The organism is Granulicella sp. dw_53 (genome assembly GCF_018449545.1).
GTDB lineage: Bacteria > Acidobacteriota > Terriglobia > Terriglobales > Acidobacteriaceae > Edaphobacter.
Genome location: NZ_JAAVUR010000022.1, coordinates 48267 through 64854 on the forward strand (window position 1 = coordinate 48267; position 16588 = coordinate 64854).

The following is a 16588-nucleotide window of genomic DNA, read 5'->3' on the forward strand; positions in this document are numbered from 1 at the left end:
GCCCGGCGATGGTTCGCCGGGCCGTTGTGTGGTGTCTGGTGGTTACTGGTTGAAGTTGGGCTCTTCTACTTCCTCTAAGCCGTAGCGGCGGAGGAGGTTTGGGAGGTTCTGGGAGAAGGCTGCGCGGGGCATGACGGTGTCACAACCTGCTTCTACGGCCTTGGCCTTGAGGTCTCCTTGAAGGTGCGAGAGGAAGCCCACGATCGAGGTGCTGCGCTTCAGCTTGGCCTTGAGCTTCGGAATGAGGGTCAAGGGCTTGGCGTTGGCGTTGTTCAGGTCGAAGACGATGAGGCCGGGACGATCCTCTTCCACTGCGCTGGTGAGGGTCGCGATGGCTTCTTTGTCGTTTTTGATGAAGGCGATCTTTACGCCCAGCTTGCGGGCGGTCTCCTGGATCTTGGCGATGAAGAAGAGGTCTTCGATGAAGAAGAGGATGCGGGTCGGCGCGTTCTCGGGGATGGGAATGGTGCGTCCCTGAGAGTAGTCGATGGGCTGTGAGTCGCTGACGTATCCGCCGCGGCTGTGGCCGTTGCTACGACCTTGGTAGTTGCCGTTCGAGTGGGTCTCGATGGTGGAGGGTGGAGTGTCAGCGAAGTTGCCGTTGACGGCGCGGTAGCTGTGGTCCATGGGGCCGACGAAGCTGCGCGGTCCGCGCTGCTGTTTGCCGCCTCCGCCACCGCCGCCTTTGCGCTTGAATCCGCCGGCGTTGTTGCCTGGCTGATGGCTATCGCGGTCGCGGAATCCGCCACCGTTGTTGCTGTGGCTGCTGGCGCCAGCGCTGGCCGCTATGTTGCCCGGATTCTCCGGGGAGCGCTGCCGGTCGCGGTCGCGGAACTTCTTCTTCCAGCGTTTTGCGCCGGTGGGGCCGTTCTGGCCACCCTGGTGGGTGTGGGGACCGGAGCTCTGGGGCTGGCTGGCGCCTTGAGGTGCGGGGCTGGCTGCCTGAATGGAGGGGACAGAGCCTGACTGGTCGCCAACCGGGCTTCCGGCCTGGCTGACTGGCGCGTCGGAGTCGCTGCCTTTGCCTTTGCGTTTGCGTCGTCGCCGTCGGCTGCTCTTGGACTGGCCTTGGCCGTGGGGCACGTTCGGCCCGCCAAACTGAGCGTCGTTATCCTGTTGTGCAGGTGGCGCCGATGGACCCTGGTACTCGTGTACCTCGGGTAGGTTCTGCTCTGAACTCATGCTTCCACTTCCTATTGCGTTGGATCGCAATTAGCGTTTTGCACCCACGCCGAAGGCTGTGTCTGATCCGCAAGGATTGCGGAGGAGGCACGAGACCGGAGTTGCAGCGTCGGAGGAAACGATATCAAGTTGTACTCGAACTGACTTCAATATGGTGTTGCGATTCTGTGTGGCCAGTTGGCTGAGAACCGAGCCGACTCCTCTAGAGCCCGCGGAATTCTTCATCGCCTGGTTGCGGTGAACCTGTTGTAATCCTCGAACCCGGCCGAGATGGCCGAGGCGAAACAGGTTGGGTCCCACTGAATTTACTGTGCCTGCTGTCACCTAGTTCCTGAATGTCAGCGTATGCAGAGTACCTGGCTTCCCACAGCCGGATCGCTCAGCAAGTTAAACGTTACGCGCAATGAGTGGAGTTGGCAAGAAAGTATTTTGACTTTGGGATCTAACTTTGGTGTTACTGCCAACCTAAGTTCCAGCCTGAAGCCATATAGCTGGTAGCCCGTCCTCTCTGGTCCGGATATGGGACCCCCTCCCCCCCTTGCCTGGGTATAAGCGCAGGTATAGCAATCACTTGAGTGGGTCTTGCCTTGCTAAATTATTGCAACCATTGGGGTTGCTTCCAAATATGTCTCAGCCAAGGACTTAGATGCTGGCGGTGACTTTTAGCTGATTTTTTCTTTCTGGTTCTATTTTATGGGGTTGGGCATAACTAAAGTGCCAGTTGTAACTTGTTGTTCTGTGGTAGGTTAGGTGGTTTTGGGGCTTGACATTGGGATTTGGCTGGATTTTTGAGATTTATTTTTTGGGGTGGTTTATCTCTTTTGGGTGGTTGGGTTTACGAGTGCCCTGGATTGGAGTGTTTCCATCCCACCCTTCGCTAGAGACAACGGCGCGAAGGATGGGGCACCCGGGCTTTGTGGGCTGGGGAAGGAGAACGGTCGGGCTTTTGCCCGATACCCCACCCTATTTGCGATGAAGCTGCAAAAAGGGTGGGGCACCCGCTTTTGTGCTGGTTCCTTTTGTTTTGGGGGCGGGGCCGGTGGATTTGCGGATGACCAGGGTGGGGTAGACGGTGTGGACGGCTCCGGCTACGGGTTTGGAGGAGGTGGGGTTGCGGGAGTTGATTAAGGCCCGGAAGGCGGCGTTGGCTATTTCGGCGCGGGGGAGGTTGATGGTGGTGAGGGGCGGCATGGTGTAGGCGCTGAGTTGGATGTCGTCGCAGCCGATGATGGAGATGTCCTGGGGGATGCGGAGGCCGGCCTCGGTGATGGCTCCCATAGCGCCGATAGCGGTGAGGTCGTTGGAGGTGAGGATGGCGGTGGGATGGGCAGTGGGTCTGGCGCTGGATTTGGTTGAAGAGAGGATGCGCTGCATGGCGGCGTGGCCGCCGTCGACGCGGTAGTTGCCCTCCTGGATCAGGGAGGGGCTTTCGGGGAGTTTGCGTTTTGCGATGTTCTCGCGGAAGGCTTCGAGGCGGGAGCGCGAGGAGGCGAGGTAGAGCGGGCCGCTGATGAAGGCGATATGGCGATGGCCGAGGCTGGCGAGGTGGTCCATGGCAGCGCCGATGCCGGCCTGGTAGTCGATCTCGAGGTAGCTGATGCCGGGGCCGGGGGTGCCGGAGTCGAGGAAGACGAGAGGAATGTCGCGGCGGCTGAAGACCTGGACGAGGCGCTCCTCCATCTCAGAGGTCATGATGGCGAGGCCGTCGACCTTGCGCTGGAGCATGCGGGTGACGCATAGCTCCATGCGTTCGGCGTCGTAGTTGGTGTTGGCGATGAGGACTTCTTTGCCGTGCTTGATGGCGATGTCTTCGAAGGCCTTCACGATCTCGGGGAAGAAGGGGTTGGTGATGTCGGAGACGATGAGTCCGTAGAGGCTGGAGCGGCCGGAGCCGAGGGCGCGGGCGTTGGTGTTGGGGTAGAAGCCGAGGGCGTCGATGGCGCGGCGGACGCGCTCAGCGGTGCGGGGGCTGACCCGGGCGGAACCATTCATGGTGCGGGAGACGGTGGCGGTGGAGACGTTGGCACGTTTGGCAACGGCTTTGATGTTCATAGGGCGTGGCTGTCGAAGGGATCAATGTAACGGGACCAGTCTACGCGAGACGAGGCAGGACTTTGTATCTCTTCGTAGTGCTGGTGTTATATCTTGGCCGCGAACGGTTTCCAGGCTTTTTGGGATTTTTGAACTTCGGAGGATTTCTGATGCGCTCTCGTTTTTGTGTGTGGTCGATGATGCTGGCGGTGAGTCTGATGCTGGCCAAACCCGCGAAGGCCGCCGATGCGGCTCGGTGGACGGAGGCGCAGGCGAATGCCTGGTATGCGAAGCAGCCGTGGCTGGTGGGGGCGAACTATGTGCCTTCGGACGCGATCAACCAGTTGGAGATGTTTCAGGCGGAGACGTTCAATCCGGCGATCAACGATAAGGAGCTGGCGCTGGCTGAGGGGATCGGCATGAACACGATGCGGGTGTTTCTGCAGGACCAGCTTTGGACGCAGGACCCGAAGGGCTTTACGAAGCGGCTGGATGCGTTTCTGGCGATTGCGGCGAAGCACCATATACGGCCTCTGCTGGTGTTGTTCGATTCGTGCTGGGAGCCGCTGCCGAAGCTGGGACCGCAGCATCCGCCGATTCCGGGGGTGCATAACTCGGGGTGGGTGCAGAGTCCGGGGGCGAAGGAGCTGGCGGACCGCGGGTATGAGCCGAAGCTGGAGGCTTATGTGAAGGGCGTGGTTGGGGCGTTTGCGAAGGATGACCGCGTGTTGGGCTGGGATGTCTGGAACGAGCCGGACAATGGGAATGAGTCGTCGGTGAAGAACGAGATGCCGGGCAAGGCGGCGCGGGTGGCGGAGCTGTTGCCGAAGGTGTTTGCGTGGGCGCGGGAGGCGCATCCGACGCAGCCGCTGACGAGTGGGGTGTGGACGTGGAACTGGCCTGATCCGGCGGCGGGGAATGCGGTGGTGCGGATACAGGTGGACGAGTCGGATGTGATCTCGTTCCATGATTATGGATGGCCGGAGGGCTTCGAGAAGAAGGTGGTGGAGTTACAGAGGTATCATCGGCCGATTATTTGTACGGAGTATATGGCTCGTGGAGCGGGGAGTACGTTCGATGGGACTTTGCCGGTGGCTAAAAAATACAACGTTGGGGCGATGAACTGGGGGCTGGTGGCGGGGAAGACGCAGACTTATCTGCCCTGGGATTCCTGGCAGAAGCCTTATGTTTTGTCGCAGCCTACGGTTTGGTTTCATGAGGTGTTTCGGCAGGACGGGACGCCTTACCGGCAGCATGAGGTGGATTTGATTCGGGAGCTGACGGGGCGGGGGTTGGTTGCGGTTCGGTAGTTGAGGTTCCAGGTTAATGATAAAAGCTCCTCCATTGTGGAGGAGCTTTTATCGTGTTGGGATTGGTGCGGCTTTGAGAGAAGGCCCGGGGCTGAAGCCCCTTCTTGATGTGCTATTTTCGTAGGGCTAAAGCCCTACGCTTAATCCCCAAGGACTAGGACGAAGGTAGGGCTGGTTCCAGCGACAAGGACATCGGTTATGGTCTTACTGATGCGATGGGGCTGGGGGTGTGGGGGTAGTCTACGCGGATGGTTAGGATCTCGTAGGGGTGGATGGGGACGGTTACTTTGTTTCCGGTCAGGGTGAGGGGGGAGCCGAGGGGTTTCTCCATGAGGTTGGTCTCGGTGGCGGCGGTGGCTCCTGGGGGGACGGTGAAGGTTACGGAGGAGTCTTTGCCGGCCCACTCGAAGACGCGGAAGAGGAGGGCGTTGTCGTCTTCGGCTTTCTTGATGGCGGTGAGGACTACGTTCTCCGGGGTGACGGAGGCGAGGGAGTGTTCTAGGGGCAGGGTGCCGGTGTGGGGCAGGAGCTGAGTGCCGCGGAGCTCGTAGTTGTACTGGTAGCCTAGGCGCTCCGTGAGGGCTTGCTTCCAGGTTCCGGCGTGAGGGTAGAGGGCGTAGCTGAAGTGCTGGTGGCCGCGGTCGGCTTCGGGGTCGGGCCAGGTGGGGGAGCGCAGGAGGGAGAGGCGAAGCATGTTGCCTACGGCGTCGTAGCCGTACTTGGCCTCGTTGAGGAGGCTGAAGCCGTGCTGTCCGTCGCCGAGGTCGGCCCAGCGCATGGCGGGGACTTCGAACTGGGCCTGCTCCCAGGTGTTGTTGCGGGTGGTGGGACGGTCGATGGAGCCGTAGGGGATCTCGTAGGTGGCGTAGGCGCTGGAGGCGGCGAGGGGGAAGGCCGCCTTGAGGAGGACGTGGGTCTCGTGCCAGTCGATGTCGTTAATGACGTCGACGGTGTTGGAGTTGGCGTAGAGCTGGAGGTCTTGCACGAACTTGGAGCTCTGCCAGGTGCGGCTGACGCGGATGACGGCGCGCAACGGGGTGTTTTCGACGAGGGTGACGGAGTCGACGCTGGTGATGGGTGTCATCTTGTCGAGGGTGCCGGGGTCGATGTTCCAGGCGTCGTAGTCCTTCGGGGTGTCCTTGAAGGTCTGGAGTTGGTTGCCGCAGGCGCCTGTTGCGAGGGATTCGAAGTTGGCTTTCTTGTCGAAGAGGCTGGTGATGCAGCCGGTGGCGGGGTCGACGACGACGCGGAGGAAGGCGTTCTCCATGGTGGTGCCGCTGGCCTTGAGGTCGGAGGTAAAGGGTTTCGCGCCGGGGACGGCGTGGAGGACTTCGTAGCCGAGGGAGGGAACGTCCTTGGCTTGCACGAGGAGTTTGTAGGTGTTGGTCTTGGGATCGCTGGAGACGATGGAGGTGGGGACGACGCGGTTTTTAGAGTCGAGGAGGGAGACGCCGGTGGCAGAGGTGGGCATCTGGACGTCGACGGTGGTGACGCCGGTGTGGGGCCAGGCGAGGGGGTTGAAGATGAGGACGGGGACTTCGCCGGCGGCTTTGGTATTGATGTCGGCGGCTACGGTGTGGAGGGAGTCTTTGGAGATCTCGCTGGTCTCGAGGCGGACCTTGTCGAACTCTTCCTGGGCTTCTTTATAGATGATGCCGATGCCGGAGCCGGCGGCGAGGTCGTGGAAGCCGTTGAAGGTGATTTTTTTCCAGGCGTCGGTGAGCTCGCTGTTGGGGTAAGAGGAGCCTTTGAGCCAGGCGAGGGAGGCGTACTTCTCGGCGTTGAGGGTTTGCTCTTCGGACTCGCGCATGTTGCGCTTATGCTGGGCCTGGGTGGTCATGACGCCGCGGTGGTACTCGAAGTACATCTCGGAGTTCCAGGTGGGGATGGCGATCTTGCCGGGTTCGGTGGGTGGTGCGGTGTAGCCCTTGGCGATGGAGTTGTAGTCCCAGGTGGGCGAGGTGGAGGCTAGTTGCTGCTCGGCGCGGGTGAAGTAGGATTGCGCGGTGCCGAACTGCATCTTGGGCATGACGCGGCCGGGCTGGGCCCAGTGCTGTCCCTCGTCGAGGATGGCGCGGGTAGGGCCGCCGCCGTGGTCGCCGATGCCGTAGAGGTCCATCATCTCGGTCATGCCAGGGGCTTGTTTGCGGGCTTCGGCGAGGTCGAGGGAGAGGCGGAGGGGGTTGAGGTTGTTGTTGGCGTAGTCGTGGGGGAAGTAGGTGAGGACCTTGCTGCCGTCAGGGGACTGCCAGTAGAAGAGTTTGAAGGGGAGCTGGTTGGTGTCGTTCCAGCGCATCTTCTGGGTGACAAAGTAGTCCATGCCTGAGCGCTTGTAGATCTGGGGGAGCTGCCAGTTGTAGCCGAAGGAGTCGGGGTTCCAGCCGATGCGGACGTCGACGCCGTACTGCTTCTGGAAGAAGCGCTTGCCGAGGAGGAGGGAGCGGACCTGGGATTCGCCGTCGGGCATGTTGAGGTCGGGCTCGATCCACATGCCACCGACGATCTCCCAGCGGCCTTCCTTGATGCGCTGCTTGATCTCCTCGTTCATCTGGGGGTACTTATCGGCGATCCACTCGTTGTACTGGGCGGCGGACTGGGTGTAGGTGTAGTCGGGGTACTCGTTCATGAGCTGAAGCGCGGTGGAGAAGGTGCGCTTGACTACGTCGACCGTCTCGGTGACCGGCCAGAGCCAGGCGGCGTCGATGTGGGAGTTGCCGGTGAGGTGCAGGGTGGCCTGCTGGAGGATGGGGCGGATGGAGTCGAGGGTCTGGGAGGCCTGGTTGAGGGAGGCGTCGAACTTCTTCTGGTTGTTCTGGTCGAGGGCCTTGAGGTCTACGGCGTGGATGGCCTGCTGGAGGGTGGCCAGGTCTTTGGGGGTGTCCTTGGAGAGCGAGGGGATGAGGGCGGCGGAGGAGAGAAACTCGAGACGGAGGTCGGCGGGGTTGGGACGGTTGGCGGCGAAGTCGATCTTGAGGACGGCGGAGTTGAAGGTCTTGGCGTCGACGGTGTGGAGGAGCTTGACGGCGACGACGATCTTGTCGCCGGGCTTGGCGGGATCGAAGAGGGCGATGGGCTCGAGGTCGTCGCCGAGGGCTACGCGGCGGCCGTTGAAGTAGATGATGGTGGGGATGGGGCCGTTGGCTCCGGCACGGAACTGGAACCAGATGCGCGCGCCGGTGAGGTCGTAGCCGTTGAGGTTCTTGGGGACTTCGATGGTGCGGCGGTACCAGGCGGCTTCGGTGGAGGCTTTGCTGTGGGCTTCGACGGTGGGCCAGGAGGAGTCGTCGAGGTCTACAGCTTCGCCGTGGGCGAGGTCGCCGGCGTGGTAGCGCCACTGTGCTGCGGGAAGGGTGTCGAAGGCGGAGAGGCGTTCTATGACTTGCTGGGAGTCGGCGGGGAGGGTTTTGACCAGAGCGTCGACTTCTTTATTTGACTGGGCCTGCGCGGAGATGGCGAGGAGGGAAAAGGGCAGCACGAGGGCCGCGAGGAGGTTACGCGCGAGGGCGGAGAGAGACGGAGAGGTCACGGAGGCTCCTTGATGTTAGTCGTCGGGACCGGTATCGGCTACGGCGCGGATAGACCGGGGGGACGCCCAAAGGGAGTCTAACGCAGGAGAGCGGGTATGTGGTGGCAGGGTAGGGATTGAGATGGCTTCGGAGGTACGGCCGATGGGGCTGCATGTATGGGGCGGATGTTCTCGCGTAGCATCGTAAGTACCTGCTGAAGTTATCGGCGCGGGATGGTTTTATCTATGCGGATTTTCTGTTTGCAGCGAGTGTTTCCGGTTGGTCGACGCGAGCTGTTGCGAGGTGTGGTGGTGTTGGCGGCTCTGTGCGTTGGGCCGATGGGGCTGGCGCAGACGCTGGCTCGTCCGGGCTGGGTGGGGTCGGGGCTTACGGTGAACACCTGGTGGCGGCATGCTTTTGTGTATGCAGTGGATGCGCACGCGGACGGTGGCTTGAAGGGTGTAACTGCGCGGATGGATGCGATGCAGGCGCTGGGTGTGGATGCTATGTTGCTGCGCGGGGTGCAGAGTGGGATGGAGGCGGGGATCGACCCGGCGGCGGGGGCTATGGAGGACTTCGACGAGGTGTTGTTGCAGGCGAGCCGCCACAACCTGCGGGTGTTGGTGGAATTGAGCCCGAAGACGTCGAGTGAGGATGTTACTGGAGTAGCAAGGTTCTGGTTGAGCCGTGGGGTTGCGGGTTTCCGGTTGGTGGCTGCCGGGGATAGCGCGGCGCAGATGCGGCAGTTGCGGGCGGCGGCGAAGAGCTATGTGGGCGAGAGAGTGATGATTGGCGATGCGGCTTTGAGCAGCATTGCGGTGCCGGTGGATCCTGCTGACGGCGAGTCCGCCGATGCCTCCAAGGGGCGCAGGGCAGATGCTCCGCGGAGTGCGGTGCGGGCTGGGGATGGGCCACAGCTTCTGCTGGATGCTTCGATTGCGGTTGCGCCGTTGAATGTAGCGGCGATCCGGATGGCGTTGGAGAAGAACGATTCGTTGAGCCGGGCGGGGACTGGGGTTCCGATGCTGGCTACGGCGGAGGGCGCGGGTGGCGGGCCGGAGTCCGGCAAGGTGGTAGCTACGCTGCTGCTGAGCACGCGAGGTGGAGCGATGATCCGCGCGGGGGAAGAGGGTTCGGGCGAAGGGGCTGAGGCGCAGGCGTTGAGCCGCTGGTACAAGCAGATGAGCGCGATGCAGCATAGCAATGGGACGGTTCGGACGGGTGTGAGTGCGGTGCTGAACCATGACGACCAGAGTGTGGTGGCCTGGGTGCGGCGGCCACAGGTGGTGTCGTATCACTCGCCGGCGGTGGTGTTTCTGTGCAACATGACGGATAAGCCGGTGACTCTTTCTCTGCGGTCGGATATGCAAGGGCTCAAGCTGAAGGGGAACTTTCTGCGAACGGTGATGCGGACCGACGAGGGCATGGGGGCGATGAGCTTGGACACGGTGAAGGTCGCTCCGCATGGAGTTTATATTGGGACGCTGCAGTATTAGGTTTGCCGCATCGCTAAGCGCGGATTTATCAGGTTAGGTGAAGTGGGTGGCTCACTCCTTGTAACTTCGGCTTGCTCTAACTTCTAAGTGACCTTGCGGATCTAGCTCTTTGCGAGGGATATTACAACGCCGCCAGCGACGATCAAAGAACCTCCTATGATGACTTCTTTTGAAGGAGTTTGCTTGAAGACGAGCCATGAGAATAGCTGCGCGATTACAAAGAAGAAGACGACGTATAGGCCTAGGAGCTTTCCGAAGTCCCAGGGCGGCGCGTTTACAGTCCATCCGTAGGCGAAGAGGACTATTGCCGCCAAAGTGAATAGGAAAAGACGATGCCAGTGGGTCGTTGTATGCAATCCGATGCGGATGATAGCGTCGCCACCGGCCTCGAGCGCCGCGGCTAGAAGTAGAACTAGTATTGCTGTACTTCGACTCATATTGACTTACTAATTTCGCTTATTTTATTAGCTTTATTTCATTAATAAGACGGCCAGTTGATTGGTTGTATTTTTGACGGTGATTCCGACGTCGCTTCCGTGTCTTATTACATCAAGATCGAGCGATGAGTCGCCGACCTGAAGGTTGGCGATGTGAATCTCATTTAGAAATCCAGGGAGAGCAGGACGAACGAGAGTCACTCGTTTTCTAATGCCATCGACGCGCAGCCCAAGGGACGCCTGGAATAATAAGAACATCGACGCCGCTGCCCATGCCTGTGGAGCGCATGCGACGGGATAGAGCACCGGTCCTTCGCCTGCTTCTTTGGAGAAGCCGCAGAATAGCTCGGGCATACGATGGAGATCGAAGTACATCGCGGCTTCAAAGAGACCGTTGAAGACGATGTTGGCCTCCTGCGTGAGACCGTACCGGGCCATGCCGTAGGCGATCAGCGCATTGTCGTGTGGCCAGATGCTTCCGTTGTGGTAGGCCATGGGGTTGAAGCGCGGCTCCGAGCTTGCGATGGTGCGGATGCCCCAGCCTGAGTAAGACGAGGGCGATAACAGCGTCTGCGCCAGCCGCTGGGCGCGTTCCTGTGTTGCGATGCCGGTGAAGAGGCATTGGCCTGCGTTGGAGCTTATGACGCAGCAGCGTTGCTTCTGTCCGTCCAGTGCGATGGCGTAGGTCGATAGATCTTCGCACCAGAAGGCTTCATTGAATCGTTCATAGAGGAGGTCGGCTTTATGGGTAAGACGCGCAGCTTCGTCTTCGTCGCCGAGGAGAGCGGCGAGCATGCTGGCGGCCTTGTATGCGGCGTAGGCGTAGCCTTGGACCTCGCACATGGCTATCGCGCCCTGCACGGGAGTGCCGTCGGCGTGGAAGACTGCGTCGTCCGCGTCCTTCCATCCTTGGTGGATGAGCCCGTCGAAGGAGCTTCTCTCGTACTCGAGGAATCCATCGCCGTCCTTGTCGCCGTAGGTGGCCATCCATTGGAGGGCGGCGCAGAGATTGGGCCAGAGGTCCTCGATTAATGCCTTGTCGCCTGTGCGCTCGTAATATGCTCCTGCGAGAGCTACAAAAAGAGGCGTGGCATCCACGCTGCCGTAGTAGAGGCCGAAGGGCATCTCCTTGAGTGTCGCCATCTCGCCGCTTCTTGTTTCGTGGAGGATCTTTCCGGGCTCGGCGTCCTGCTCGGGTATGACCTCGACCGCCTGGGTCTTGGCGAGATACTGCAGAACTCCCCTGGCGATATCGGGGCGCATCCAAAGACACTCCCACGCGGTGATGATTCCGTCTCTACCGAAGGGTGTGTTGAACCAAGGCACGCCGGCGTATGGGTAGGGGCCGGTGGGGAGCAATGTGACCATCATGTGAAGGTCGGAGAGTGAACGGTTGACCCATGCGTTAAACTGTCCGTTGGACGATTGGAGAGAACAGGCATTTGCTTTCTCGTTGGAGATCTCTTCGACGTTTCGGGCCCTTGCTTCTTCGGGTTCGAGAGGAGGCGCTTGAAGGCGCAGGGAGCGCATGCAGACGATGGTGGTTTGGACGGTGAGAGATTTTCTCGGCAGGAGGGAGATTTTAAATTGAGCGCAGGATTCAGTGACTTGATTGGGACGAGGAGTGAACCTGACTTCGGTGATGCGATGTTCACTGTCCAGGCCGAGGTAGCTGAGGCGGACTTGATCTTCTTTTAGCTCCGGTGCAAAGTCCTTGCCACGCGACTCTCGCGACATTCCACGTACTTCGTAGATGTCCTTGTAGTCCGCCGCGAATTTAATGGTGAGGGTGGTGTCGATGGGAGCGAAGGAGTAGTTTTCGAGCCTGATTTCGACGTAGCATACGGTGTCGAGCAGGAAGGTTCTGCGGGAGATGTGGATGGCGTTTGCGGGGAGGTGGATCTCTCCATCGACGAACAGATCGGGGTTGGTGAGGGTTACGACGAGTTGGTCGTTGTCGTCTCGGACGGTGGAGCCGAGCATCAGGGGTCTAAGTCCGTCTAATTCGAGGATGAGGCTGGATAGAAATCTTGTGCCGTCGAAGTACAGGCCTTCTTCGCTGGTGGGAGCGGGGCGGATATCTCCGTAGTGGTCGAAGACGGCGAAGGTGTCTCCGTACTTCAGGGAGCGAAGCCGGTCCGCGGATCGGTCCGAGTGGACGAGGATGTGTTGAAAGTCCGGGTCGGATTCTTTCAGCTTATCTTTGGGTATCGCATCGGATATTGCGTCGCTGTTCTTGATTTGTAACTGGCTCATGATCTTACCTCTTCTAAGTCGGTGAGCTTGGGAGATGTATGTTTGCCGGAGGCGATTATTTTTTTATAGATCTTTAGATAATCGGTGGCCATTCGTTCCGACCGAAAGTGAGCGATGAACTGCTTTCTGCAGTCTATGCGGCGGATGTTCTCTAACTCCGGCATGCGCCTTGTTGCTTCCTCGACGCTGTTGACGATGAGGCCGTTGACTCCATCCTGGATGACCTCTGGTACGGAGCCGCGTCTCCAGGCGATTACTGGTGTGCCGCAGGCCATTGCTTCGATCATGACGAGGCCGAAGGGTTCGGGCCAATCGATGGGGAATAGGAGTGCTTTGGCGCGGCCTAGAAATTCGTCTTTGGCTGCGCCGCCGATCTCTCCTATAAATTCTACGAGGGACTTATGTTGTTCGAGCAGAGGGTGGATGATGCGCTCGAAGTAGTTGCGATCTTCGTCGTAGATCTTTGCGCCGATCTTCAATTTGTATCCGGTTCGACAGGCGATTTCGATGGCTCGCTCCAGACCTTTTTCCGGGGAGATGCGACCTAGAAATGCAAAGTACTCTCCAGGTTCTGACCGGAATGTATGTAAGGTTTCGGGGAGGCCGTGATGTACGGTGCCTTGCCAGTTGGCGTGGGGGAGGGTTGTTTGTTGATTGTTCGAGATCGATACCAGCGGTACGTCTTCGTACTCTTCGAGTAGCCCGCGGAGATCGTGGGCGTGGACGTATCCGTGCAGCGTGGTGACGGTGGCGTTGGGATAGCGGCGGACCATGGGGAAGTGGACGTAGTCGCAGTGGAAGTGAATGATGTCGAAGCGAGATGGGTCTCGAAAGACGAGCTCCATCATTCGGATGTGATGCGGCAAGGTCTCACGCGAGGCCTTGTCGCGCCAGAGAGCCTGCTCGCATACGGGGACGAGCGTGGCTCTGGTCTTTGAGTCGCCGCTGGCGAAGAGCGTGACGTCGTGGCCGAGACGAACGAGTTCTTCGGTGAGCCAGGAGACGACACGTTCCGAGCCGCCGTAGAGTGCGGGCGGAACGCTTTCGAAGAGAGGCGCTACTTGTGCGATTCGCATGATGTCTGGCTACCGTGTCGCGCGGCCAAGATGCATCATGGGGAGGCCGTTGCGAATCTTCTGGAAGTAACAGATCTCGACCAGGGTGGGCCATAACTCAATCGAGGCGCGGATGACTGCGACTGCGTCGTCGACGATGCGCAGCAGGTTGTGCTGGAAGAAGTCTGGCTCGAAGCCGTAGAAGGCCTTCTCGAGGTTGGCGGCGAAGAGGCGGAGGGCGTCGATTCGCTCCTGGTTCTTGGTCTTCTCCGCTGCCTGGAGAGCGCGTCGATGAAGGCTGGTGATCTTTTCCAGTATCTCCTCGGCGTCCTGAGCAGTTACTTCCCCGGTGTAGTCGAAGCTGATGCCTAACTCGTCGATGCTGGTGAGAGAGGACTTGATCTTTCGCTTGAGGAGATTTGCTATCTCTTCGTTGAGTACCTCCGATGCGGGTGGATTACGCATGTAGTTACTTTTTGTGTGGTGCTGGGCGGCGTCGACGTGGGCTGCTACGATGCCGTCCTGCTGAATCCAGAGGCGGTAGATGTAGTCTTCGAAGCGCAGCCGGGTGGGGAAGAAGGGCGGCAGGCCGAAGGTGTTGTCGTAGCCGGCTACGCCGCAGTCCATGCGCCAGTTCTTATTGGTGACGGCCGGGCGAAAGTTTACCAGCACGTAGAGATCGTTCAGGTCGTCGAGGCTGAGCTGCTTTTCGTCGTCGAGGAACATGTCGACGAAGTCGATGGCGTCGATGTCGTTGGTGCCGGAGCGGAAGGTCTGAGCCATCTTGACGACGGCTTCGTCCGCGACCGAGCCGTGCTGGAGGATCATGGTGTTGTTTTTTGCGAGGCCTTTGGTGGCGTTGGTCTCCAGCTCCATGGCGGTGTCGATTAGGAAGTCTCCGCGCTCGTAGTTGCCTGGTAGTTCAGAGGCAGGTTTTCCGAGCACGTCGGAGAAGGCGGACATGATGTCGAAGGATTTGCGGACGTAGCCGTTTACTCCGACTTTGTGGAGGCGGCCACGGCTGATCTCGTCGCTCTCCAGGGACTCGGGGCTGTCTTCCATGAGGGAGTAGGGGCGCATGTCGTCGTCCGAGCTGACCATGAGTCCGCCGAGGGAGTACATCAGGGTGTAGTTTCGATTGCCGCCGTAGCTTGGGCGGAAGAGGTTCTTGACCAGCGGCTCCAGTCTCCGGTTGCGGAGGCGGGAGTTGATGTAGGTGAGGAACTCTTCTTTTTGACGGGGGCCGACGTAGGAGAGGCAGGAGTGGGTCTTCAACTGCTCGAGGTGAGTGAAGTATTTTTCTACGTTGGTGGGGGTCGAGTCGTCGAAGACGATCATTTGGGGAGAATGACCGTTTCTCCAAAAGTGCTCGTCGTACTCGTGAATGGTATCGCTGACGTCGCGCAATCGATGGGTAGGAACTACGAAGTAGGTCTCTGGATCATTCATATAGTTTGGGTTTGTCCGGGGGAAGGTCGTCGAATGGGAGAGTCCTTCTGGTCCGGTAGAAGCAACCGTTGCGGAAGGGCGCGTTTTGTCGAAGACGACGCATCAGATGAAATGCTAGAAGAAGAGGCATAAAACTTTCATAAGGACGCCGGGGACTTTGTGGGAAGGGTCTGCTTGCCATGTATTTGGCTCCCGATTTTTCGCCGAGGTTTGTCCGAGGGAAGGATGGGCGTTCCCAAAACGGCACAGAACAAGAGGGTCACAAGGGTGGAGTTGAGGCGCTATAATCGTCGTCTTCACGAGGGTCAAGGTTCTAAGGTCTTGATTCGCTGAGGGCTAGATGACATCAGAGCGTCCGCCAGAGAGGATGACGGCGCTGGGTGAGGTGAGACGGCGTGCAGGGAGACTTCCGCATTAATGATTGCTTGATTCAGCCTCAGATCAACGCGGTGGAGAGGGATGGCCATACGTGGCATCTGGAGCCCAAGGTGATGCAGGTGCTGGTCCATCTGGCCTCTCATCCGAACGAGGTGCTGTCCAAGCAACGCATGATCGATGCGATCTGGCGAGATACGTTTGTGGGAGACGACGTTCTTATTCGCTGCATCTCGGAGATTCGATATGTCTTCGGCGATGACCCGCGTTCGTCCCGGATTATTCAGACGATTCCGAAGGGTGGGTATCGCCTGATCGCGACGGTGTCGATGGAGGTGGATGTCGCGCCTAAGGTCAGGGAGCAGGGCGATGGCGCGATTCTGACGCTTGACGATCCGGGCGGCGGGGCAGAAGTGAATGGAGGCGGGGGGCGGTCTAGTTTTTCGTTGGACTCGGAGGATGCGGGGCAGCCGTGGGCGTTTCGGGCTAAGGATGATGGCTCGATGCTTTTGGAGGTTGTTCCGCCAGCTCCAACTGCTCTCGCGGAGCATTCGGTGGTTCATGAATTGCCGCGATCTTATCGTGGGGTTCGGCTCGTTGCGGTGGGTGTGCTGGTTGCCTTCCTTTGTGTGGGAGCGGCATTTTTCTGGCGGTACACTCATCCGGATATCTTCGATGTGTTCTGGGGACCGGTCGTCGATACGCATGATCCTGCGTTGTTCTGTATTGCGGATCAAAATCAATACTCTTTCATCATTCTTCGAGATGCGAAGGATCCGAACCATCAGGTCGTGCTGAAGGATAATCTCTCTGCTGTCGTCATCGACGATCTGGATACTATTGTTAAGCTCGCAAGCGTTCTACGAGCGAGAGGGAAGCGATATCTTCTGAAGGGCGAAGAGGCGACGAGTCTGACGGACCTGCGCAATGGGCCTTCTATCTTCGTGGGCGCGTTCGATAACACCTGGGCTCTTCGACTTACTAAGCCGCTTCGTTATCACTTCGACAATAATCCGGAGATGACTCAGTTCCGAATTGTAGATAGTGAGAGTCCGTCTCAGGCGAAGTGGATGGTGGAGCGCTCGCAGCAGATGGCGACGAACAACTATCACGACTATGCGATCGTGGCGCGTTTTACAGACAGCAATACAGGCAAACCTGCTGTGGTCGTGGCTGGCATTGGGAGAGGTGGGACCATTGCGGCGGGTGAGTTTGTGACCGATCCGGACCAGCTTGCACAGATTCTTCGAGCCGCACGGGCTGCGGGAGACAAGAAGAACATGGAGATTGTGCTGAGCACCCAGATCATCGATGGCAAGCCGGGTGCTCCGAAGATGGAAGCAGCTTATTTCTGGTAGAGCTTTCTGGCAGCGCCGCGTTGGTAGGGTGGGTCTCGTCGAACGGTGAGAATTTCTGATGCTCGGTTCCTGACTTGTTCGCATGTCAGCCGCTTGGCTGTTGTGTCTCTCTCTGTAAGTGGTTGTGGGGCGC

10 protein-coding genes are annotated in these 16588 nt (G+C 59.3%); 3 read left to right on the forward strand and 7 right to left on the reverse strand.

The genetic code is table 11. The annotated features are described in order from the left end of the window. Positions 1-42: 42 nt before the first annotated feature. Complete coding sequence (locus tag HB393_RS23060; RefSeq protein ID WP_213807568.1) at positions 43-1182, reverse strand: response regulator; 1140 nt, start codon at positions 1180-1182, stop codon at positions 43-45. 963 nt (positions 1183-2145) lie between these two features. Next, entirely contained in the window at positions 2146-3234 is a 1089-nt protein-coding gene (locus tag HB393_RS23065) for a LacI family DNA-binding transcriptional regulator (RefSeq protein WP_213807569.1), read from the reverse strand. 149 nt (positions 3235-3383) lie between these two features. On the opposite strand from HB393_RS23065, the gene HB393_RS23070 reads away from it, so the two are divergent. Then, on the forward strand, positions 3384-4523 hold the full coding sequence (locus HB393_RS23070; RefSeq protein ID WP_213807570.1) for a cellulase family glycosylhydrolase: 1140 nt from the start codon (positions 3384-3386) through the stop codon (positions 4521-4523). Positions 4524-4719: 196 nt separating this feature from the next. Here the strand turns inward: HB393_RS23070 and HB393_RS23075 are convergent, their stop codons facing one another. Then, the gene (locus HB393_RS23075; protein WP_345945395.1) at positions 4720-8049 is read right to left on the reverse strand and encodes a glycoside hydrolase family 38 C-terminal domain-containing protein; all 3330 of its coding nucleotides are present in this window, start codon (positions 8047-8049) and stop codon (positions 4720-4722) included. A 225-nt stretch (positions 8050-8274) separates the two neighbouring features. On the opposite strand from HB393_RS23075, the gene HB393_RS23080 reads away from it, so the two are divergent. Continuing rightward, complete coding sequence (locus HB393_RS23080; RefSeq protein WP_213807571.1) at positions 8275-9525, forward strand: alpha-amylase family protein; 1251 nt, start codon at positions 8275-8277, stop codon at positions 9523-9525. Between the two features lie 101 nt (positions 9526-9626). Here HB393_RS23080 and HB393_RS23085 read toward each other — a convergent pair whose 3' ends face one another. Genes HB393_RS23085 through HB393_RS23100 form a run of 4 tightly spaced genes read right to left on the reverse strand, consistent with a single transcriptional unit; the run spans position 9627 to position 14722 of the window. Next, complete coding sequence (locus HB393_RS23085; protein ID WP_213807572.1) at positions 9627-9962, reverse strand: hypothetical protein; 336 nt, start codon at positions 9960-9962, stop codon at positions 9627-9629. Between the two features lie 33 nt (positions 9963-9995). Next, the gene (locus tag HB393_RS23090) at positions 9996-12218 is read right to left on the reverse strand and encodes a glycogen debranching N-terminal domain-containing protein (protein ID WP_213807573.1); all 2223 of its coding nucleotides are present in this window, start codon (positions 12216-12218) and stop codon (positions 9996-9998) included. Next, the gene (locus HB393_RS23095) at positions 12215-13294 is read right to left on the reverse strand and encodes a glycosyltransferase family 4 protein (RefSeq protein WP_213807574.1); all 1080 of its coding nucleotides are present in this window, start codon (positions 13292-13294) and stop codon (positions 12215-12217) included. Before HB393_RS23095 ends, HB393_RS23090 begins: the two co-directional genes overlap by 4 nt. Positions 13295-13303: 9 nt before the next feature. Beyond that, a complete protein-coding gene (locus HB393_RS23100; protein WP_213807575.1) occupies positions 13304-14722 on the reverse strand; it encodes a hypothetical protein in 1419 nt (472 codons plus the stop codon). A gap of 395 nt (positions 14723-15117) precedes the next feature. On the opposite strand from HB393_RS23100, the gene HB393_RS23105 reads away from it, so the two are divergent. Next, a complete protein-coding gene (locus tag HB393_RS23105; RefSeq protein ID WP_213807576.1) occupies positions 15118-16455 on the forward strand; it encodes a winged helix-turn-helix domain-containing protein in 1338 nt (445 codons plus the stop codon). Positions 16456-16588: the final 133 nt, after the last annotated feature.